Source organism: Cytobacillus sp. FSL R5-0569 (genome assembly GCF_038007265.1).
GTDB classification, from domain to species: domain Bacteria; phylum Bacillota; class Bacilli; order Bacillales; family Cytobacillaceae; genus Cytobacillus; species Cytobacillus kochii.
Map to the genome: position 1 here is coordinate 475,523 of NZ_JBBOWW010000001.1, position 20,848 is coordinate 496,370.

Below are 20,848 nucleotides of genomic sequence, written 5' to 3' on the forward strand. Positions count from 1 at the left end.
TATCTTCTCATTTACATTTCTTTTCAAATATGTGTTTAATTTCAATGTTGTTTTTTTGTTATGACCCTTTTCGTATAATAGTTATAAGACAATTTGTCAATTTCCCGATCGATAAGAAAAATGTTTCGTACTTATTTTCATTACCTAATATTTAGTAAAAAGAACCTTACTATAATAGTTTGAAGTAAAGCCAGTTTTATGTAATCTATTATAGTTCAATAAAATATTTACTAGTTCTATGAGAGACTGCTCCCATTGAAGCTATAAGCTTTTCGTTATGGAAGAGTTCCACACGATAGAATCCCTGTCTAAAACTTTTGTTAAGTTCAGTTGCTTTCGCTATAAGTTTATCACCTGGTAATGCAGACTTCATAAATTGAATTGTGGTAGAAACTCCCATAGAAGTTCTACCAGGTGAATTACATGCAACTGAAAAGGCATGGTCAGCTAGTGCATAAATAATGGCACCATGTACAGTTTTATAAGCATTAATCATATGTTCTTCTACTAAAAATTGCGCTTCTCTTTGAATGTTACCAATTCTATCCCTAGTGATTTAGCATAAGAATCTTCTTTGACATGTTTAAGTATTTCTTGATAATAATTTTCATGAATTTCAGTTTCATTATTTTTAAATTATTAACCTTAAGTACTTATGCAACTGCTTAAGATACTTTCTTTAAGTATAAAAAAGGTAATTAGTTATAGGAAGTAATTGAACTCTTAGCACGTTATAAATGATAGGAGTGTTACCTGAAGAAGAAAGTGGAAGATTAGGAGAATAAGGCACAGGAGCTGCATTTAACAACGGACTTTCTAGCCTTATTCAGTCAAATGAGGTACAGAATTACCATGGAATATGACAATACCATTTAGTGCATTCTTGTGGTTTTACTTCACCCGCAGCAGAAGCAGGAGAAACAATTGATAAGGCAAGTATGGAAACTAACCCAGCTCTCACAAACCATATTTCATTGTACCACCTCCATTTCTATTAATCTGTAAATATATTAACAGAAAAAACTTGCGTTGTTTAAATAATTTTTGTTTATTTTGAAAAATAATTATCTTTTACTATCAAGCTGACGTAAGGTAAATAAGTTGATTAGAAGGGGGAAGAGGATGTATGAAATCGCTATTGATAGTCTGATACAGTAAAGTAGGAAACGTCGTATAAAAAGCACCATTTAAGGTGCTAAAAAACCCTTGCTTTAAATTTACTTGGATTCGAAATCTTAATTGATAGTACCTCCCCGCAATCTAAGCAGAAAGTATAAATTTTTTCAGAACCAATTGTATACTTTTTATCTAATGGTCGGATATTTATGTAGTCATTTCCTTGGGCAAATGATGTTCCTTCACATTGAGCACATTTTTTGTCTGGTGGATTCATTTTTTATCACCTCTTTATAAATAGTTACGATTGTATTTATAAAAAGGTTTCAAGTAAACAGAAGATATACAGATAGTTAATTAAATAAGATGACGAGTTGTAACGTTTGCTTTGTCGTAATACCAGTAAAAGAAACAAGTCTTTGAAATATAATGAGAATAGAGAGGTTAAATACCACTCCTAAGGAGTAGTATCCGACTCCTTGAGCTCCTACCTCAAATATAAATAAGTAAAAACACAAATGCTAAAAATATTATTGGACGGAGGAACAAAACATGTTAACCACCGCGTTGATTATTTCATTAGTTGCTCTAGGTATTTCTCTATATACATTAGTTCTTACTTCGAAGAACAATAAGAGGTGAACAAATGATTAGTATTAAGTCTGTTGAAGAGTTAAAAGATTTCTTAAATAAAGAAGTAATTAGCACCATCGAAGCAGCAGAAATTCTTGATTGTTCAAGACAAAATATTAAAAGAATCGTTGATAATGGAAAGTTGGTTCCAATTAAAGAACTGGAGAGAGATCGATTGTTTCTAAAACAAGATGTACTAAAACGAAAAGAAGAAATGGATATGAAGAAAGTATCAAAAAAATAATTGCATGCTTTCCTTTAATTTTAGGAGAAAGACAGGCGAATTTTATAAAAACACACCATAAAACACCAATATAGAAGGGTGGGTAATATGTTTGCGAATATCCCTTTATTAGATTCAAAGGTAAAAGTTAAAGTTATTTTTGATGATGATAGTATCTTGATAGGTATTGTTGACCATTGGACTTCTCCTGGAGATAGTGAAAAGAACGTGGAAGAATTAACGATTGTTCCAATCCAAGGAGATTTAAAAGGTAACTACATCAATTTTGATGAAACAGAAGTGAAAAGTATTGAAATAATTGATTGAAGCACTTAACATTGGAAAAAAGGGTTTAAGTGCTTTATTATGTCTTGAAAAAACACTCCACATTAACTGATTGGTAGTACAAGTTAGTTATTTGTCCTAAGCAAGTTATTAAAAGTAATTAAGACCAACTTTTAAAAAGGTGGTCTTAATTTATTATTATCTAAGTCAACTATATTAAAAGAAAGGAGGACCAAGGCGAACAATGTTCAAGTTGCGATCAGTTATACTAATATCACCTGTTAACTCAGTAACAACCAAAGATATATTGTCTAACGGCTCAATTTGTATTGTAGTACTTCCTGTTGGACTGTCTGGACCTAAGACTATTGTGGAGCCTGGTACAATACTACCGTTAACAGATAATTGTAAAGTTGCTGATCCGGTTCCTTGCGAGACTACATTTGCTGTTGCTTCATAAGCACCAAACACATTAGCGAATATCGTATCAGTACTACTACCAGTATTATACTGAGCTCGTGTTGTATCAAAAGTAACTAGTTGATCAATATTTGATAGAGACAATGGTGAAGTACCATATAATGTACCGTATGCGATTGTCTGTCTAAGCGCTTCATATACAAATTGAAAAACTAGCCCAGGATCAATTGGTCCTGGTGGTCCTTCAGGCCCAGTGGCTCCAGTGGTACCAGTAGCCCCTAAACCAGTAGTGCCAGTAACTCCGGTAGCGCCCGTAATGCCAAGTCCAGTAGCCCCAGTGATACCAGTAATTCCCGTGACTCCGGTAGCACCCGTAATGCCAAGTCCAGTAGCCCCAGTGATACCAGTAATTCCCGTGACTCCGGTAGCACCCGTAATGCCAAGTCCAGTAGCCCCAGTGATACCAGTAATTCCCGTGACTCCGGTAGCGCCCGTAATGCCAAGTCCAGTAGCCCCAGTGATACCAGTAATTCCCGTGACTCCGGTAGCGCCCGTAATGCCAAGTCCAGTAGGCCCAGTGATACCAGTAATTCCCGTGACTCCGGTAGCGCCCGTAATGCCAAGTCCAGTAGCCCCAGTGATACCAGTAATTCCCGTGACTCCGGTAGCGCCCGTAATGCCAAGTCCAGTAGCCCCAGTGATACCAGTAATTCCCGTGACTCCGGTAGCGCCCGTAATGCCAAGTCCAGTAGCCCCAGTGATACCAGTAGTTCCTGTGACTCCGGTAGCGCCCGTAATGCCAAGTCCAGTAGCCCCAGTGATACCAGTAGTTCCCGTAACGCCAGTAGCGCCCGTAATGCCAAGTCCAGTAGATCCAGTGATACCAGTAACGCCAGTAACTCCGGTAGGACCAGTAATCCCAAGTCCGGTAGAACCAGTTACACCAGTTGGCCCAGTAGCGCCGGTCGTTCCTTTGATTATAATTGGTTGACAACATGTTTTTTGACATGGTTTATATCTTTTATTTTGCTGGTGACATCTCCTTTTTTTAGATAATATTGAGATCACCCCTTACTATATAGGTTAATACTATAAGATATAATCAAAAAGATAATCTGTTTGTGCTAATATCACGATATAGGTACAAAGTTTTCATATCATTCTCGTTAGGTAAAAGTAGAATAGACTGTACTTAAAATGTTGTACTGTTTAAGGTATGAACGGAGGTTGGAAGCGAGATTTAAATAAATGACCATTTTTTACTACTTTTAACATATCAAAGGAAGTAAATATAAAGTTTAAATTGTATTAAAAATCAAATGCAGTGAAATATAATATTTTATTAAACGATAACGCACAGGTGAAATGATTTAATCTGCCCTCAAACTTGATAAATAAGGTTTCGTAAGTATGATACGATTGCATGCTAACAATAAGGATTAAGGCTCTTCAAAGGTTCACTGGGCTTTTAGGAGGCTCTTTTTCATTTCTTGTTGATCAACTTGTCAGTATTTCTTATAGCCTCAATAATCCTCCTAAGTTTATTAAGCATTTTTGTAGCATCAGAACAAGTTCTTCTTTTTACTCCAACATTTTTCTTCAGCAATCCGGTAAGGTGAAATCGGATTTTTTTTATAATCGTCCAATTGGTTAAAGTGCAAAAAAATAATCTCGACATGAATTGAGCAATACATATACCTAAAAAGATGAGTGAGTGTCTTTATCATAAGAGTTGTTTTTATAGAATAATGTAAAAACTGTAAATTTTATTAATGATATGCCGATAAGTAATATAAAGGCTTCTGAATATGCGGCTTAATATGTACAAAATAATAAATTGAGTGCAAAAATGCCAATAAATACATGGATGTTCTAAAAGTGGATATTAGTATAATAGAAAAGCATTATTGCATTAGTTATTAGAGAGAGATAGGGGGAAACATTTATGAAAAAATTAAGCTGTTTACTTGTACTATTGGTGATTTTCCTTGTTGCCTGTTCGAATGAATCAGCAGAAGGTGAAAAATCAACAGATCAAAAGCAAGAAGAAAAAGAAGGAGCAGTAAACGTCGATAAAGGTCTCTTAAATGTGGAATTAACACTACCAGCTTCTTTTTTTGAAGGAGAAGATATAGACACAGTTATTGCTGAAGCTAAAAAAGAAGGAGTAAGTGAAGTCACAAAAAATGAAGATGGATCTCTCACTTATAAAATGCCTAAATCTGAACATAAAAAAATGATGACAGAAATGGGAACATCTATCACAGATTCAATAGAAGAAATGAAAAGTAGCGAAGATTATGTCTCAATCAAGGATGTTACTCATAATAAATCATTCACAGAGTTTACTTTATTGGTAGATAAAGAATCTTATGAAAATAGCATGGATGGATTTGCTATATTTGGTTTAGGTTTACAAGGTTCTATGTATCAAATGTTTAATGGAGCGAATCCAGAAGATTATAAGGTAACGGTATCTGTGAAAGATGAAGTAACAGAAGAGGTTTTCGATGAAGTTATTTATCCTGATGCTTTAGAAGAAATGGGAGAAACAGAAGAAGGAACAGAGTAGAACCCTGGCCTTAAGTCAGTTTCGTTTTTTATGTTTTATGGAATAGGGTGTTTTTCATTCAAGAGGAGGAAGAAATTTGAACAACAGTTTCAGACTACTTATTTTAGGATTAATAATGGTCGTTTTTCTCGCGGCCTGTGGGCAGGATACAAAAGGTACAGAAGTGAACGAAGAGAATCAACAAGGTGAAACTGCACAACCAGAAGAAGTAGAGAAAGAAGAAGAGCCAAAATCAAAACTTGGTTCACGAACAAATCCTGTACCTTTCCAGAAAACGGCTACAGTAGATGATGAGTTGTATGATGATGAAGGTAATACGTACGCAATTAAATTTGATTTAACAGTAAAAGGTGTTATTCGCGGGGATGAAGCCTACCAAAAATTAAAATCTATGAATGAGTACAATGAAGCGGCTCCAGAAGGATATGAATGGGTATTAGCCGAAACCAAAGTGAAATTTGTTGAATCTGAAACAGAAGACTTATCCTTCTATATTGATGGGATCATGAACTTTGAAATGGTAAGTGAGAGCGGAGATATTTATAGTGGGGATGTTTATGGAACAACGGAACCGGATTTTAGCTTCGAGATGTATGTGGGGAACGAAAAAGAAGGTTATATATCTGGTTTAGTGAAAACAGGAGAAAATGCGCAACTTCGCTATGAAGAAATGTTAGGCGGACAGGTTTTCTTTAATTTACAGTAACTTAAAGTAGGGAAAATTGAATAAATAATTAGAGGTTATCGGGCGTTGTACAAACAGCTTGGAGACCTCTTTTTATTTTACAAGGTATAATTTATTTCCACAGGTAAACTAGGATTAAATATATTCGGTGCTATTGAGAAGGGCTTTTGTTAATGTGGAAGATAAGGTTTTAGGGGGCAGTTTTAAATTTAAATTAAATCGTCTTTGTTAAAACACAGAAGCATCCTTTTTAATCTCTAGGAGGCTTCTGAAGTAGTAATATTTATTTTTGTTTTCTTTGTAATCCAATTACAACTAAATATCCTGTTACGACAATAATAATACCTCGCAGGAAATTACCTAAAATAAGTCCTATTGAACCACTGTCTTGGTTTTCTACAAATCTACTTAGATAGTAAAATACTATGGTTGCAATAATAAAGTAAATTAAATACCCTAAATATCTCATTTTGTTATATCAATCCATCCGTTATTTTTATACCAATCTCTTCCATCGATAAATCTAGCTATTGCTGTCCCAGGATCGCCATAGTTTAATGCAAATCCAATAGCAGAACCGATTACTGTTGCAATAGCAACTCCTCTTATTGATTTAATCTTAAGTTTTTTAGCCTGGGCTGTAGCAACTCTAGAAAGCCCTTCTTTAGCTTTCTTCATACCCTTCTTTTTAATGTAATTTTTAAGTGCTGATATACCTCCGCCAACTACCCCAGCTATTGCTAAGTTAAAGGCTGCCCCTGCAACATATATACCAACAGCAACTTTTCCTTTTTTCTTTTTTGCTGCATAAACAGTATCTGCACCAAAAAGGACATTTTTCACTGTAGAGACAAAAGCAATTTCTTCACCTTCTAATACTTCTGCATAATTCTCTTCTAACTGGATTTGAGTCGCTTCTAAATCATTAAATGTTTCAGAATTTCCATCAAAGAGACCTATTAGTGCCTCTTCTAATAGTTCTACTTCTTCTGTTCCAGAAATGGCTGCTGTTTCTTTAGCGAGTACTAAGAATTTGTCTTTTTCATTCGCGTCCATTTTGGATATATCTAATTCATCAACAGCTGCTTCAAAATCAAAATCATCATTTAAAATCTCTTCATTAAATTCTTCTGAACCTTCTCCTGTATACAGTCCTAAATCTTCAAGTTCATTATCACTTAACTTATCTAAATCTTCAAATGTTATATTTTCAAGCGTTCCCTTATTAGAGAAAAAATCATCTTCAAAATTTCTTGATGGGTTGGTATCGGCGTAAGATAGAAGTGGTTCTGAAACGGTTGAAAGGAAAAGAATTAAAGCGGATAAAAATAAGAATTTAGGTAATATTAATTTCATAGAAATCCCTCTTTTGGTATTTAATTACATATAGAACTATATATTCCAACTATGGATCTGTCAATAAATATTTGAATATTATTCCAAATTAAAAGTTTTTATAATATGTAGAACTTAATTTACTGTACTTATAATAGTTTATATGTGAGTATTTTGTAGTCTTTCAATCTTTTTAATTTTATTCCCTCCTTAAAGCAATATATTGCTCCTTTTTTAATGGTTTTGATATTCCTAGGATTTTCTTTTACCCTCGAGATTATGTTTGATATTTCGATAAGCTTCCACATCAATATTTGAGATGAACTTCTCTTATCACATACATAAAAAAATGGTGCTTTTAATAATAACCCTTTATTATCCTACATCAATCCTTCGTTATATATCTTCAAATGGGATTTTCTGTATAAAATTACATACAAAACATTCAGAAAACACAGTCATAAAAAGCAATTATTGTTGTATTTTTTCGTTGGAAAAGATTTTAAACTTAGTTTAAGAAAGCGATTTCATTTAGGAGTTTAATGGAAAGGGTGGTTCTAGTTTATGAGTTTTAATAATGGAAATTGGACATCAGAATCGATTCATTCACTAGTGGATGCAGAGCAGGGGAAAATCGATCCACGTATTTATACGGATCAGGAGTTATATGAGTTGGAATTGGAGCGGGTTTTTGGTCGCTCGTGGTTGCTTCTTGGTCATGAGAGTCATGTGCCTAAGAAGGGAGATTATTTAACTACTTATATGGGAGAAGATCCTGTTGTGATGGTACGTCAGAGGGATGGCAGTATTAAGGTGTTTCATAATCAGTGTCGACATCGGGGGATGAGGATTTGCCGGGCTGATTGTGGGAATGCGAAGGCGTTCACTTGTACGTATCATGGTTGGGCATATGACACAGCTGGCAAATTAGTGAATGTGCCATTTGAAGAAGAGGCGTTTCCTTCTGATTTTAAGAAAGAAGATTGGGGGCCGTTGCAGGCGCGTGTGGAGATATATAAAGGATTAGTATTTGCCAATTGGGACCCAGAGGCACCGGATTTGTTGACATATTTAAGTGATGCCACACCATATATGGATACGATGCTGGACCGCTCTGAGGCAGGTACAGAGGTTATTGGTACGATGCAAAAGTGGGTGATTCCTTGTAATTGGAAGTTTGCGGCAGAGCAATTTGCAGGTGATATGTACCATGCGGCTACAACTTCTCATTTGGCAGCAGTAGTAGCAGGGTTGCCGGAAGATCAAGATTTGTCTGTTTTTCAACCACATATGAAAGGTCACCAGTTTCTTTCTGAATGGGGCGGTCATGGTTGTGGATTCTATCTTGATACAGCAAGAGGTTCGGTGCGTGTCGGTCCATTAGTAGATAAGTATTATAGTGAAGGTCCGGCATTTGAAAAGGCAAAAGAGCGATTAGAATCTAAAATGCCTTATCACAGAATGGGTGCAAGTCATATGACAATCTTCCCGAACTGTTCATTCCTTCCTTATGGAATGAATACTGTCCGCACATGGCATCCAAAAGGTCCGAATCAAATTGAAGTCTGGGCATTTGTCATTGTTGATAAAGATGCACCGCAGGAAATTAAGGATGAACTGGCTAGACAAAATGTCCGCACATTCAGTGCCGGTGGTGTATATGAGCAAGATGATGGAGAGAACTGGGTGGAGATTCAAAACGCTCTTCGTGGCTATAAGTCAAAAACAGCTCCACTAGCTATGCAAATGGGGTTAAATGTACAAGGGAAAAATAATCCGGAATTTCCTGGTCAAACATCCTATGTATTTTCAGAAGATGTGGCGAGAGGGTTTTATTCTCATTGGGTCCGTATGATGTCTGAGTCAAGTTGGGATACATTGAGACCGCAGCCGGCCACAACCGCAACTGTTAAGTGAGTAGTGTTTAGTCAAACAAAGGAGGGTGAAAGAGGATGGAAGTAAAAGAGCTGGTTAAGCCGTTTAAATGGGCAGACAGTAGCCCAAGTTTGGAACTGCAGCATGAAATTGAACAGTTTTATTACAAGGAAGCACAGCTACTAGACCATTCGGAGTTTGAGGCGTGGTTAGGGTTAATGGATAAAGATATTCATTATTGGATGCCGATTCGCATGAACCGTTTAGGTAGAGAAATGGCTCAGGAGTATACGGCTATAGGACAAGGTGGGCATTACGACGATACTTATGAAACGATGCGCGGACGTATTCGGGCAAGAGTATCTGGGGTGAACTGGGCAGAGAATCCAGTATCGCGCACAAGGCATCTCATTTCGAATGTGATGATTAATGAGACGGAGGAGCCGAACACGTATGAAGTCGTGTCATCCTTTATCGTGTATCGTAATCGTTCTGAAAACCAGGCAGATATATTTCCAGGAGAGCGCAGGGATGTGCTGAGACGTTCAGAGGGAGGATTAGGTTTTAAAATAGCCCGCCGCACGATTTTAATCGATCAGAGTACACTTTTGTCAAATAACTTATCTGTCTTTTTTTGACATATAAGAAAGTATAAAATTTTTTAGTGGGTTTTCAGATCTAGCTCCAGGCGCCATCGGCTCTATGGCCTAAGCCAATCCGCAGGAAAGGTTAAGGAACAACCTTTCCGCCGGCTCATCTTATGCTTGTCGGCGATTACGGGCGCCTTGCGCTTTTCTAAAAACATGATTAACAAGGAAAGGGGATGTATGGAATGAAATATACAAAGGTTTGCACCTTGTCTGATTTACCAGATGATGAGGGATTAAAAGTAGTGGAAGGGGATACGGCTGTAGCAGTGTTTAATGTGAATGGTAAAGTACTTGCCACACAGGATCGCTGTTCTCATGCCAAATGGTCACTGTCCGAGGGCGGTTATTTAGATGGAGATGTCATCGTTTGTTCACTGCATATGGGGAAGTTTTGCGCTCATACGGGGGCAGTAAAGATGGCTCCACCTTGGAAACCTTTGAAGAAATATCCGGTAAAGGTTGAGGGGGAGGATGTATTTGTGGCATTTGAGGATGGTTACTTTGAAGCAGAACAAAGTAAGAGCAAAGTAATGGATGGTTGACTTATTTTCACGAGTGGGGAGCTACAATGATGAAATTGACAAATGAAGTGGCCTTTATCACAGGCGGAGCGTCCGGTGTTGGCCGGGCGATTGTAGAACGTTTTGTGTCTGAAGGTGCGAAGGTAGCAATATTTGATAAGTCAGTGGATCGTCTAAAAGAGCTTGAGCAGACATTTGGGAATGATGTCATGGGCATTGTTGGAGATGTTCGACAGCTGAGTGATTTGAAGTCAGCGGTCAATCAGTGTAGCGAACATTTTGGCAAAATTGACACCCTCATTGCAAATGTAGGCATTTGGGATTACAATATGGCACTTGTCGATCTTCCAGAAGATAAATTAGATCAAGCATTTGATGAATTATTTCATGTCAATGTGAAGGGATATTTATTAGCAGCTAAAGCCTGTCTTCCACAACTGGCTGAAACTAGAGGGAATATGATCTTTACTGTTTCCAATGCTGGGTTTTATACAAATGGTGGAGGACCGCTTTACACTTCCACAAAACATGCGGTGGTTGGGTTAATCCGCCAGTTGGCCTTTGAGTTGGCTCCTTATGTTCGTGTGAATGGAATTGCGATTGGCGGTGCCATGACAGATTTAAGAGGACCTGCTTCATTAGAAATGGATAGCCGCTCTGTCACAAGCATGTATAAGGAATGGTATGAGGACGAAGATTTGGAAGCAGGTAAAGAGAATATCGCAGCAGCATCTCCAGTCGGCCGTATTTTGCAAGGAGAAGATTATGCAGGTTCTTATGTGTTTTTTGCCTCTCGAGATGACAATATTCCCGCTACAGGCACTGTATTGAATTTTGATGGGGGTTGGGGAATACGCGGGATTCGTAGAAAAACAGGTAGTGAGGGTCTGTTGGAGAAATTAAAGGTTAAAGCTTTTGAAGGATTATAAATGAACGTTCGAGTAAGCGGATCATTGGTGGGCTCAGAGCAATAGAAACCCCAACTTAGCTAAGTTATTTGACTATAGTGTTTTACCTGTTTTGCTTAGGCTCACTAGTCATTAATCGACAGATACTTCCAAAAGAAGTAGAATAATTGTAAAATACTAATTTTTCGGGTAACTAATTCAACTAGTAACTTTCTTAAGTGGGTGAGTATATTGCAAAATAAGGTTCATTATCCTGAAGCTTTAGAGGCATTTGTACAAATGTCTTCAAATTTTGGCAACTTTAACTACACGGAGAAGGAATTCGAATCAGGATTGCCACAAATGCTTTTGAATTGCTTAGATAGAGTGTTAACAGAAAAAAATCATTTACAAGCTGCTGTAGATTTTAATAATGAAGCCATTGGACACTTCCTAAATGGTGTTGGCGAAGCACGATTGGCTGATGTATGTTATCAACTTACCAATAATCCTATTATTCTTGAAGATTTAGGATTTAATTACCTATATTCAGTCGGGTTAGATGCAGAACTGGCTAAACAATATAGTAATCAATTAAAGACCATTGTGAAAAACAATCAGAATAAAGCTATGCAGACGAAATTGAATGAACTGATAGACAATCAGCAAGTAGTCGAAATGGAGCAATCTAATCAACATAAGAGATTAATAGCACCGATGATTTCAAAGGGGAAGGTGGTAGGATATTGCTCCTTTATTAAGCCTTCTTTTACTGAACTCGATTGGTTGAAAATGAAACAAATGCATTTGGTTGGGTCAGTAAGTAACTACAATAAGGAGTCCATTTTAGATACAGAGCTTAGGTTAAACATTAAAGGTGGACTGTTAGAAGACATGATTCATAATCGTCTAAATCCTGTCGTGTTGTTCAAAAGGGCAAGACATATTGGCGTAGATTTAGGGAAAGAGTATCAATTTCTCGTTTTAAAAGTGGATGCAGATTTTTATCCGAGTGAAAAGGAACCAATTGGTGCAATGAATCTGATTGAAGTTTTCTCAAGATATTTTATGGAACGTAATCTGAATATTCTCATATCGGAGGGTGCACAAAACATTGCCGCTTTGTTACCTATAGATATGTTCTCGAAGCATTTTATAAACGTCGATGAATTTATACGGAAATTACTTCATTTTCTTAAAGAGAAATATCCTCAAAATCCTTTTAAAATAGGCATAAGTTCAAAAGCAACATCGCTTGAAGATATTCCTATTCTATACAATGAAGCACTCATTTCATTGAATGTGAATAATCAACAAAAAGACATCATGTACTTCGATGATTTGGGTGCTGTAGGGATATTATTTCGTACAGGCAAAAATGAAGATATCCGACATTTCTGTAACAAGATGTTGTCAAAGTTAGTTGAGTACGATCGCGGGAAAGAATCAGAACTTACCAAAACATTATACATCTATATTAAAAATGGACAAAATATGTGTAAAACAGCAAAAATCATGAATTTATCACTAGGTGGTTTACGTTATCGTATACAAAAAATCGGAAAAATTTTAGAAGCAGATATTAATGATCTCCAAACAAGTAGTCAGCTTTTCTTAGCATTGCAGGCAAGCATTATTTTAGGAGATCTACATTTTGAATAATCATTGGCGGGTTGATATGTGCCTGCCGTGATATGAACAGTAAAACATAAGAGGTGGGAGTTATGGCTGAAATAGTAGCAGGAGTAGCAATGTCACATAGCCCAATGATCATGACAAATGAAGCTGGCGGTGGTGAAAAAGGACAACGCTTTCTAAATACCGTTACTGAGATGAAACAATGGCTTAAGGATATGGGGACAGATGTGATTGTGCTTATATCTGATGATCACTTTAATAGTTACTTTTATGATCACATGCCCTCCTTCACGATTGGAGTTGATCGCTGTGAAGGATGGGGAGATTGGGAAATTCCTGAATATCAAATTCCAGTCGAGAAAGAGTTAGCGAAGCATGTACTTGATACAGGATTGGGTAATAATGTAGACTTTGCTTTTTCCATGAGAATGAAAGTGGATCATGGTCATACGCAAGCAGTCCACTTTTTAAACGATGATTTAAATATTCCAGTTGTGCCGATTGCGGTGAATACAGCTGCCCCTCCACTTCCGACAATGGATCGGTGCTTCCAAGTCGGAGAAGTGGTTCGTGAGGCAATTGAAACATGGGAAAGTGATAAAAAAGTAGCGATTGTGGCATCAGGCGGCATTTCTCATTGGGTGCCGATTCCGAAGATTGATAGTGAAAAACCTGAGGATCAAGAGCTAATTAAAGTTCTGACAAATGGTCGTCAGCAGATTGAAGAGCTGGATGAATATTTAAATACGCGTAAAACACGTGTGACAAGCTTGAAATCTGGACCGGTCAATGAAGAGTGGGATCGTAAATTTTTACGAAACATTAGAGAGAAAGATTATCAGGCACTTAGACAATGGTCTCCAGATTATATAGAAGAAAATGGGGGAAATGGCGGCCAGGAGATACATAATTGGCTTGTGCTGCTTGGAATTTTGCAAGAGTTTGAACCAGAGGTTGCCTGTTATGAACCCATCCCTGAGTGGGTGACAGGAATGGGTGTTGTTAAGTTCCATAAAGTATAAAGGAGGATGTTCAGATGACAATTTGGAATGATTTAGCCGATTTAGCTTTTAAAAATTATTATGTCGATGCTAATGGAATAAGAACGAGAGTGCTAGAAGCAGGAACTGGTGAACCACTTATTTTGCTTCATGGTACAGGTGGTCATATAGAAGCCTATGCTCGGAATATTAGAGGATTAAGTGAGCACTTCCGCGTCATTTGTATTGATATGCTTGGGCATGGATACACGGAGAAGCCTAACCACCCATATGGAATTGATAGCTATAGTGATCATCTATTAGGAGTGATTCAAGCTTTAGATTTGAGGGAAGTCTATTTATCTGGTGAATCCCTAGGCGGATGGGTTGCAGCCTGGTTTGCAGCCCATCACCCTGGCATTGCTAAAGCTTTAGTATTAAATACGCCTGGAAATGTGAATAACAAAGCTGAAGTGATGAAAAAACTGAAGGAATCTACCGTTAAGGCGGTGCTAGAAGCAAACTATGAAAATGTGAAAACGCGGCTTGAATGGCTAATGTATGATAAGAGTCAAGTGACGGATGAGCTGATAGAGGCACGATACAACATCTATACCCAACCATCCTATCAAAAGGCAGTTGATCATATTGTCGCCTTACAAGAAATAGAATTTAGACAAAAATATAGCTGGGACCCCTCTTGGTGTGGAAAGATTGATGTGCCAACCTTATTAGCATGGACCGACCATGACCCAACTTCAACTGTTGAGGAAGCTATGCCGATTCAAGAGATGATACCCGGAAGTGAATTAATCGTTATTAACGACGCGGGCCATTGGCCGCAATGGGAAAAGGTTGATGCGTTCAATAAGGTCATTATTGACTTTTTTAGCAAAATACCTGTGAAGTAAGTTTGTATTGTCTTACCTGACTTTGATAGTACAAGTGTAAAAATGTACTATCAAAGTTTTTTTGATATTCACAAGAAAGGGAGTTTAATCATTTGAGTAATCAAAAGACGATTAGTATACAGCAAATATACGAGCATTTACTTCATGCTGAACAAACGAAAACAGCGATTAAGCCACTAACTAATCAATATCCTAACCTAACTATTCACGATGCATATCAAGTCCAACTAAGAGCAATTGAACAGAAAGTGAAAGACGGTCATAAAGTTGTTGGTAAAAAGATTGGTTTAACATCCTTTGCGATGCAAGAACTTTTAGGAGTCGATCAACCTGATTACGGTCACTTATTAGATAGTATGAGCATACCCAACAAGGGATCAATCGATATCGATTCACTTTTCGAACCAAAAGTTGAAGGGGAAATTGCATTTGTACTTAATAAGGATTTAAAAGGCCCACATGTGACAGCCGAGGAAGTTTTATCCGCAACTGAATATATTATTCCTTCATTAGAAATTGTAGATAGCCGTATTCACAATTGGGAAATCAAATTAGAAGACACTGTTTCTGATAATGCATCTTGTGGGCTTTATGTATTAGGAGATGAGAAATTTAATGTTAGTGGTTTGGAGCTAAATAAAATCGAAATGAGCCTTTATAAAAATGGTGAATTATCGAATAAGGGAACAGGTGCAGATGTCTTAGGCCATCCAGCTGCATGTGTAGCATGGTTAGCGAATAAGTTATTTGAATATGATGTTGTTTTAAAAGCGGGAGAAGTAATTTTATCAGGTGCCTTATCCGCAGCAGTCGTTGCGCAAAAAGGAGATGTGTTTACTGCGGAATTCAGTAAGCTAGGAAAGGTGGAAATTGTTTTTCGTTAAAGGTACATACAAATAATCTATTATGCACCCTTATGAAGTATCAGTCTGATTACTCCATAAGGGTTTTTTGCACTTTAATAGAATGGATATGGTTCTTTTGTTCATAATAAAGGAATAAATAACCATTTTAGGTTACGTTTTATACGTGATTATTACAGGTGATGTAAAAATTAAAGTATCTTAAATACAAAGTCGTTAAGTTAGGATTAAAATGCGTATGATGAATAGATTCTTTTGTATAATAAATGCGTTTTAATGCTAATAAAAGTAGGTGTGTAAATAATGGAAACCATCACAGATATATTTAAAAAACCAACTTCAAATAATGAAATCCAATTAATAGGGATGAAAGAAGAGGAAATTGCATTTGATCATTCGAAGGTGAAGTTTGTCGGAGAGGGCAATACATTAATTGTTGAACGTGGCGCCAAATTTAAAAATACGAATATTCATTTTAATGGCAATCATTCAGTTGTCATTATTGGTAAATCCAATCGACGTGCGACATTTAATGTTTCAGTATGGAATAATAGTGCCTTCTTTATTGGGCGCAATTATTCTTTTAATGGGAGTGCTAGATTTATTCTTTCAGAGCAAAAGAATCTTTTCATTGGTCATGATAATATGTTTTCCACAGGTGTGGTTGTAAGGTTAGCAGATCCACATTTGATTTATGATGCAGCAACGAAAAAGCGCATCAATCCAACTAAAAGCGTTTATTTAGGTGATCATATTTGGATTGGACAAGATGTGATGATATTAAAAGGTGTTAATATTGGGTCTGGTTCTATTCTTGGAGCAAAATCACTTGTGACAAAATCATTACCATCCAATGTGTCAGCAGCGGGAAGTCCGGCTCGAATTGTGCGCAATGATGTGTTTTGGGCTCGCCCATCTGTACATGCGTATACAGAAAATGAAACGGAAGCCGCAGAGCAATTTGCCGATGATCGGTTCATTTATAGCGAAGATGGAAGTATAAAGGAACCTATGAAGGTTATTGAAAAGCAATTAATTGATGCTGCTAACTGTGATGAGAAAGTAAATATCTTATTGCCTTACTTAGAAAATACTCCTAAAAATCGCTTTTATACTCCTGTGAAATCGAAACAGAAAGAGCCATTACTTAAAGGGATATTTTCAAAAGGAGAATAATTACTTCACATAAGTTGGTAATTGGTATAATATAATTATAAAATAATTGATGATTGATTAATCAATCATTTCAAGAAGGTGTTCAAATGCCATTATCGGAAAAACAAATTCAAAATATGGAGCTCCGGAAAAAGAAGATTTTAGAAGCGGCTATGGGGTTATTTGCGACTGAAGGGTATGAGGGTACGACAATTAAGAAGGTTTCTGTTGCTGCCAATGTTAGTTTTGGTAGTGTGTTTACTTATTTTAAAGATAAGGAAGCATTGTTTTATACCGTTGTTGTTGAACCATTAGCGGAATTGAAGGAGCGCGTTTTATTTTTTGATGAGACGTCTGCTGATCCTTTATTGGAAACAAAACAGATGTTAAGAGAGCATTTTAGAGCATTTGCAGAAATGAACCGTTATTTGCAATTGGTTGTACAAGTTGTGGGACAGCATGAACGGTATGCTGATGTGTTTAAGGAATTAGATGAGTTCCATGATGTATTTCGTGTGAAGGTCGGACAATTGGTACAAAACGGGCAGCAAATAGGGGTGTTTAAAAAACAAGATCCGCTTATTGTTGCCACATTGTATACGAGTCTCTTAATAGGCGTTCGTTTAAATTCGACTGATAATCGCTATAGTGATGTGTGGGAACAATATGCTGTCACTGCACTAAATCTTTTTGCACCAACTGAAAAAGTAACAGATAAAGGACTTTCTTAGTTTAGGGAAGTCTTCTCATTCGTTTCAACAATGATTGATTAATCAATCATTAAAAAGAGGAGGAATATGTATGAAAAATCTGCACCCAGCCATCCGTATTAGATTACTGTTACAATTCATTTCATCTATTTCAACAATGGCGATTTTACCTTATATCATTATTTATTTTGCTGAGGAAGTTGGGAAGGCCGTGACAGGTGTTCTATTTCTATGTGTGATGTTGGCAAGTGTTTTAGGCTCCTTATTAGGTGGATTTACTTCAGACAGAGTAGGGAGAAGGAAGGTAATATTGCTTGCAGAACTGTTTGTATTTATAGGGTATATAGGTGCTGCAGTTGCCAATACATCCGTTGGTGCCTATCCTTACATCACTTTTCTATTTTTTATAATCATTCAATTTAGCACAGGTGTCGTCAATCCAGCCTATCAAGCATTAATCATTGATGTGAGTTCCCCTGAAGAAAGAAAAATCATTTACACTTATGCCTATTGGGTTCGAAATTTAGGGATTGCTATTGGTAGTATGGTCGGCGCTTTCTTCTTTTTTTCCCACCTTGTCTTATTACTCCTTAGTGCAGCTCTTGTGTCCTTCCTTTCTATTTTGATGACAAAGGTGTTTATTAAAGAAACCTATCAACCTAACGTGCAGCGGCAAAAAAGTAGTCAAACGATTCAAGTGTATAAAGAGTATTTAAATATATTAAATCATAAATTTTTTATCATATTTATTCTTGCTAGTATATTAATTGTAGCTGTGGAGGAACAATTAACGAATTATATTGGTATTCGTTTAAAAGAACAGCTCCCAAATCCAGTACAGATCATTACCGCCATTCCTATGGAAGTAGATGGTGTGAATCTACTAGGATTTTTGAAGGCAGAAAATACTTTACTTGTTGTTGCGCTTACGTTCGTTGTTATCACAGTCATAAAAAAGTGGAAGGAACGTGTGACATTTTTGGTTGGACTTTTGCTATTTTTCACCGGTTATACGGTACTTAGCTTTACAACCATTCCCATGCTGCTTATTGTTGCTATGTTTCTTGCATCTATTGGTGAGATGATGTATATCCCGATGCAGCAGGCCTTGCTCGCTAATAGTGTGCCTGATCATGCGAGAAGTACTTACATGTCGCTGTATGGTGTTGCCATTTTCTTAGGTGTCAGTGCTGCAGGTGTCGTTGTCATTGTAAGTGAATGGGTTCCGCCTCTTGTTATTACTGGTGCAATTGGTCTAATGGGCGGGGTGAGTTTTATTTTGTTTGCGCGGTTAGTAAGCATAGCAAAGGAACAAGAAGAAACAAATATAACTAACCTAAAATCAGTCTCTAGATAGTAGGTTAGGTTAAAAAGCAATATGTTTAAAAATCGACAAAAAAAGGGTGCCTACCTTCATCCAAACAATACTCGACCCGTTGCCTGTAGTTTTGCCATTCAATCATTTGTAATGCCTGGTCAATAGGGAAGTAGCCAACTGCTAAGCTTTCTGAGCTTGTGGTTAGTTCTCCGCCGGTAGGTTTGGCAAGGAATAAGGTGTTACAGATGGATTTTTCTACGTTCTGGAAGATGCCACAGAAGCGTAGGATCTCTACGTCGATTCCAGATTCTTCTTTTGTTTCGCGGATGGCTGCCTCTGTGATGGATTCACCTTCTTCTACTTGTCCACCAGGCATTTCCCAACCTCTTAGTGGCCCTTTTATGAGTAGGATTTCATTATGATCGTTTAAAACAATCGTTGCTGCTGAGACAATATGTTTAGGTGTAGCCATAAAATCTCCCCTTGTATTTTTTAGATAATTTATTCCATATTATCATGAATGGATGAGTTTTTTTCTAAAAGTTAAATCTATTAAAACATTTCAGCTTTACCTTACTAAAGAGTTTTCTTTTTCTGCAAAAAGGTCTACAATTTGATGTAAGTAATCATTGTGGAGGATTTAGGATGATAAAGCGAAGTTTAGTTGAAATTCAAGATATGTTAAATGGTTCAGGTCTGCAAGAAGAGTACGCTGATATCCGTATTGACGGGGTTTCGATAGATACAAGAACATTACATAAGGGGAATTTATTTATTCCTATTATGAGAATTGATGATGGTCATAACTATGTAAATACGGCTTTCGATCGGGGGGCTACTGCAACCCTTTGGAAGAAGGGGCATAAGCATCCACCCGAAGGCGTACCTGTGATTTACGTTGATGATCCACTTCTAGCATTACAAGAATTGGCAACTGCTTATCGTGAGCAATTAAATATGAAGGTTGTCGGTGTAACGGGGAGTAATGGAAAAACAACAACAAAGGATATGGTTAAGTCCATCTTACAGACGACATATAAAGTCCATAAGACAAAAGGGAATTTAAACAGCCAAATCGGGTTGCCTCTTACCATTCTTGATGTCGAAGAAGAGACAGAGGTCCTTGTTCTAGAAATGGGTATGAGTGAAAAGGGACAAATTCATCGTCTGTCAACCATTGCTCAGCCTGATGTTGTAGTTATTACGATGGTTGGTTTGGCACATATTGCGACACTAGGTTCAGAAGAAAATATCGCTAATGCTAAACTGGAAATTATTGATGGTTTAAGAGATGGCGGCTTATTTATATACTATGGCGATGATGCTCACTTAAAGCAGGCGTTAGCCAATGTTGATTTACCCATGCGTGTTAAAACATTCGGTCATGAGGTAACGAATAATTACTACTATGAAAAAGTAAAAGAATATAAAAAATATCTTGAGTTTGATATCGCAGGAGAGCAGTTATTTAAAGATCTAAAAGTATCGATCATTGGTAAACATAATGTGAAAAATACGTTAGCAGCGGTAGCTGTCGCTCTTGAATTGGGAGTGACACCTGAAAACATTATCGCTGGATTGAAGAACTTAGATTTGACTGCCATGCGAATGGAAACAATTCAAACAAAAAAAGGATACACCATTATTAATGATGCTTGGAATGCGAGTCCTAACTCTGTACAAGCTGCGATTGAAACAGTACAGGAAATGGAGGGCTATCATCAGAAAATATTAGTACTAGGAGATATGCTAGAGCTAGGTGATAGTGCTGAAACTCTCCATAAACAAATGGCAAAGGCAATTGACCCGAATGAAATTGATTTTGTCGTCACATATGGAATATTAGCCTCTGCAATTGCTAAAGAAGCGAAACAAATGATGGGGGAAGACAAAGTGGTGTCTCCTTATACAAAATCGGAAATCGTCCAATTTATTAATAAAATCGTGAAGAAAGAAGCCCTCATTCTATTTAAGGGCTCCAGGGAGATGAAATTAGAAGAAGTAGTGAAAAACTTAATCTAAGTTTAAAAGCAGCTCACTTAAAATTTATGTGAGCTGCTTTTTTATTTTC

20 protein-coding genes are annotated in these 20,848 nt (G+C 37.0%); 16 read left to right on the forward strand and 4 right to left on the reverse strand.

Annotated features, from left to right (window positions below):
* Positions 1-208: 208 nt before the first annotated feature.
* On the reverse strand, positions 209-496 hold the full coding sequence (locus tag MKX78_RS02580; protein ID WP_341049629.1) for a hotdog domain-containing protein: 288 nt from the start codon (positions 494-496) through the stop codon (positions 209-211).
* A 1,266-nt stretch (positions 497-1,762) separates the two neighbouring features.
* On the opposite strand from MKX78_RS02580, the gene MKX78_RS02585 reads away from it, so the two are divergent.
* Together MKX78_RS02585 and MKX78_RS02590 are read left to right on the forward strand one after the other, a co-directional pair.
* Positions 1,763-1,993: a helix-turn-helix domain-containing protein gene (locus MKX78_RS02585; RefSeq protein WP_341049631.1), complete on the forward strand. Its 231-nt coding sequence runs from the start codon at positions 1,763-1,765 to the stop codon at positions 1,991-1,993.
* A gap of 87 nt (positions 1,994-2,080) precedes the next feature.
* Positions 2,081-2,299, forward strand: coding sequence for a hypothetical protein (locus MKX78_RS02590; protein ID WP_341049633.1), 219 nt, complete (start codon positions 2,081-2,083; stop codon positions 2,297-2,299).
* Positions 2,300-2,473: 174 nt separating this feature from the next.
* Here MKX78_RS02590 and MKX78_RS02595 read toward each other — a convergent pair whose 3' ends face one another.
* Positions 2,474-3,745, reverse strand: coding sequence for a hypothetical protein (locus tag MKX78_RS02595; RefSeq protein ID WP_341049635.1), 1,272 nt, complete (start codon positions 3,743-3,745; stop codon positions 2,474-2,476).
* 877 nt (positions 3,746-4,622) lie between these two features.
* Here MKX78_RS02595 and MKX78_RS02600 point away from each other — a divergent pair.
* On the forward strand, positions 4,623-5,249 hold the full coding sequence (locus tag MKX78_RS02600; protein ID WP_322910517.1) for a hypothetical protein: 627 nt from the start codon (positions 4,623-4,625) through the stop codon (positions 5,247-5,249).
* 76 nt (positions 5,250-5,325) lie between these two features.
* Positions 5,326-5,955: a hypothetical protein gene (locus MKX78_RS02605; RefSeq protein WP_341049637.1), complete on the forward strand. Its 630-nt coding sequence runs from the start codon at positions 5,326-5,328 to the stop codon at positions 5,953-5,955.
* 444 nt (positions 5,956-6,399) lie between these two features.
* Here MKX78_RS02605 and MKX78_RS02610 read toward each other — a convergent pair whose 3' ends face one another.
* Positions 6,400-7,290 carry a hypothetical protein gene (locus MKX78_RS02610; RefSeq protein WP_341049639.1) on the reverse strand — a complete coding sequence of 297 codons (891 nt, stop codon included), beginning with the start codon at positions 7,288-7,290 and terminating at the stop codon, positions 6,400-6,402.
* A gap of 543 nt (positions 7,291-7,833) precedes the next feature.
* On the opposite strand from MKX78_RS02610, the gene MKX78_RS02615 reads away from it, so the two are divergent.
* The 11 genes from MKX78_RS02615 (at position 7,834) to MKX78_RS02665 (ending at position 18,816) form a co-directional block, all read left to right on the forward strand.
* A complete protein-coding gene (locus MKX78_RS02615; RefSeq protein WP_289432755.1) occupies positions 7,834-9,186 on the forward strand; it encodes an aromatic ring-hydroxylating dioxygenase subunit alpha in 1,353 nt (450 codons plus the stop codon).
* Between the two features lie 35 nt (positions 9,187-9,221).
* A complete protein-coding gene (locus MKX78_RS02620; protein WP_263624426.1) occupies positions 9,222-9,782 on the forward strand; it encodes an aromatic-ring-hydroxylating dioxygenase subunit beta in 561 nt (186 codons plus the stop codon).
* Positions 9,783-9,976: 194 nt separating this feature from the next.
* Positions 9,977-10,336 carry a non-heme iron oxygenase ferredoxin subunit gene (locus MKX78_RS02625; RefSeq protein WP_095370776.1) on the forward strand — a complete coding sequence of 120 codons (360 nt, stop codon included), beginning with the start codon at positions 9,977-9,979 and terminating at the stop codon, positions 10,334-10,336.
* Positions 10,337-10,365: 29 nt separating this feature from the next.
* Positions 10,366-11,244 (forward strand): 3-(cis-5,6-dihydroxycyclohexa-1,3-dien-1-yl)propanoate dehydrogenase, encoded by an 879-nt coding sequence (hcaB, locus tag MKX78_RS02630; protein ID WP_341049641.1) that lies wholly within the window; start codon positions 10,366-10,368, stop codon positions 11,242-11,244.
* Positions 11,245-11,454: 210 nt separating this feature from the next.
* Positions 11,455-12,864, forward strand: a complete 1,410-nt coding sequence (locus MKX78_RS02635; RefSeq protein ID WP_340977639.1) for a PucR family transcriptional regulator — start codon at positions 11,455-11,457, stop codon at positions 12,862-12,864.
* Positions 12,865-12,926: 62 nt separating this feature from the next.
* Positions 12,927-13,862 (forward strand): DODA-type extradiol aromatic ring-opening family dioxygenase, encoded by a 936-nt coding sequence (locus MKX78_RS02640; protein WP_322910512.1) that lies wholly within the window; start codon positions 12,927-12,929, stop codon positions 13,860-13,862.
* Between the two features lie 14 nt (positions 13,863-13,876).
* Positions 13,877-14,731: an alpha/beta fold hydrolase gene (locus MKX78_RS02645; protein ID WP_095370773.1), complete on the forward strand. Its 855-nt coding sequence runs from the start codon at positions 13,877-13,879 to the stop codon at positions 14,729-14,731.
* Positions 14,732-14,823: 92 nt separating this feature from the next.
* Positions 14,824-15,615 carry a 2-keto-4-pentenoate hydratase gene (locus MKX78_RS02650; protein ID WP_340977643.1) on the forward strand — a complete coding sequence of 264 codons (792 nt, stop codon included), beginning with the start codon at positions 14,824-14,826 and terminating at the stop codon, positions 15,613-15,615.
* A 282-nt stretch (positions 15,616-15,897) separates the two neighbouring features.
* Entirely contained in the window at positions 15,898-16,770 is an 873-nt protein-coding gene (locus MKX78_RS02655) for an acyltransferase (RefSeq protein WP_095370772.1), read from the forward strand.
* A gap of 86 nt (positions 16,771-16,856) precedes the next feature.
* A complete protein-coding gene (locus MKX78_RS02660) occupies positions 16,857-17,480 on the forward strand; it encodes a TetR/AcrR family transcriptional regulator (protein WP_340977645.1) in 624 nt (207 codons plus the stop codon).
* A gap of 70 nt (positions 17,481-17,550) precedes the next feature.
* A complete protein-coding gene (locus tag MKX78_RS02665) occupies positions 17,551-18,816 on the forward strand; it encodes an MFS transporter (RefSeq protein ID WP_340977647.1) in 1,266 nt (421 codons plus the stop codon).
* A gap of 25 nt (positions 18,817-18,841) precedes the next feature.
* On the opposite strand, the gene MKX78_RS02670 is transcribed toward MKX78_RS02665, so the two are convergent.
* Positions 18,842-19,249, reverse strand: coding sequence for an NUDIX hydrolase (locus MKX78_RS02670; protein ID WP_095370770.1), 408 nt, complete (start codon positions 19,247-19,249; stop codon positions 18,842-18,844).
* Between the two features lie 173 nt (positions 19,250-19,422).
* Between MKX78_RS02670 and MKX78_RS02675 the strand changes: the two genes are divergently transcribed.
* Positions 19,423-20,799 carry a UDP-N-acetylmuramoyl-tripeptide--D-alanyl-D-alanine ligase gene (locus MKX78_RS02675; RefSeq protein WP_341049643.1) on the forward strand — a complete coding sequence of 459 codons (1,377 nt, stop codon included), beginning with the start codon at positions 19,423-19,425 and terminating at the stop codon, positions 20,797-20,799.
* Positions 20,800-20,848 lie beyond the last annotated feature (49 nt).

Bases quoted from the DNA above. Each gene is read 5' to 3' on its own strand.
- MKX78_RS02580 (WP_341049629.1), bottom strand. From the start codon at position 496: ATGATTAATGCTTATAAAACTGTACATGGTGCCATTATTTATGCACTA.
- MKX78_RS02585 (WP_341049631.1), top strand. From the start codon at position 1,763: ATGATTAGTATTAAGTCTGTTGAAGAGTTAAAAGATTTCTTAAATAAA.
- MKX78_RS02590 (WP_341049633.1), top strand. From the start codon at position 2,081: ATGTTTGCGAATATCCCTTTATTAGATTCAAAGGTAAAAGTTAAAGTT.
- MKX78_RS02600 (WP_322910517.1), top strand. From the start codon at position 4,623: ATGAAAAAATTAAGCTGTTTACTTGTACTATTGGTGATTTTCCTTGTT.
- MKX78_RS02610 (WP_341049639.1), bottom strand. From the start codon at position 7,290: ATGAAATTAATATTACCTAAATTCTTATTTTTATCCGCTTTAATTCTT.
- MKX78_RS02615 (WP_289432755.1), top strand. From the start codon at position 7,834: ATGAGTTTTAATAATGGAAATTGGACATCAGAATCGATTCATTCACTA.
- MKX78_RS02620 (WP_263624426.1), top strand. From the start codon at position 9,222: ATGGAAGTAAAAGAGCTGGTTAAGCCGTTTAAATGGGCAGACAGTAGC.
- MKX78_RS02625 (WP_095370776.1), top strand. From the start codon at position 9,977: ATGAAATATACAAAGGTTTGCACCTTGTCTGATTTACCAGATGATGAG.
- hcaB (WP_341049641.1), top strand. From the start codon at position 10,366: ATGAAATTGACAAATGAAGTGGCCTTTATCACAGGCGGAGCGTCCGGT.
- MKX78_RS02640 (WP_322910512.1), top strand. From the start codon at position 12,927: ATGGCTGAAATAGTAGCAGGAGTAGCAATGTCACATAGCCCAATGATC.
- MKX78_RS02645 (WP_095370773.1), top strand. From the start codon at position 13,877: ATGACAATTTGGAATGATTTAGCCGATTTAGCTTTTAAAAATTATTAT.
- MKX78_RS02655 (WP_095370772.1), top strand. From the start codon at position 15,898: ATGGAAACCATCACAGATATATTTAAAAAACCAACTTCAAATAATGAA.
- MKX78_RS02660 (WP_340977645.1), top strand. From the start codon at position 16,857: ATGCCATTATCGGAAAAACAAATTCAAAATATGGAGCTCCGGAAAAAG.
- MKX78_RS02665 (WP_340977647.1), top strand. From the start codon at position 17,551: ATGAAAAATCTGCACCCAGCCATCCGTATTAGATTACTGTTACAATTC.
- MKX78_RS02670 (WP_095370770.1), bottom strand. From the start codon at position 19,249: ATGGCTACACCTAAACATATTGTCTCAGCAGCAACGATTGTTTTAAAC.
- MKX78_RS02675 (WP_341049643.1), top strand. From the start codon at position 19,423: ATGATAAAGCGAAGTTTAGTTGAAATTCAAGATATGTTAAATGGTTCA.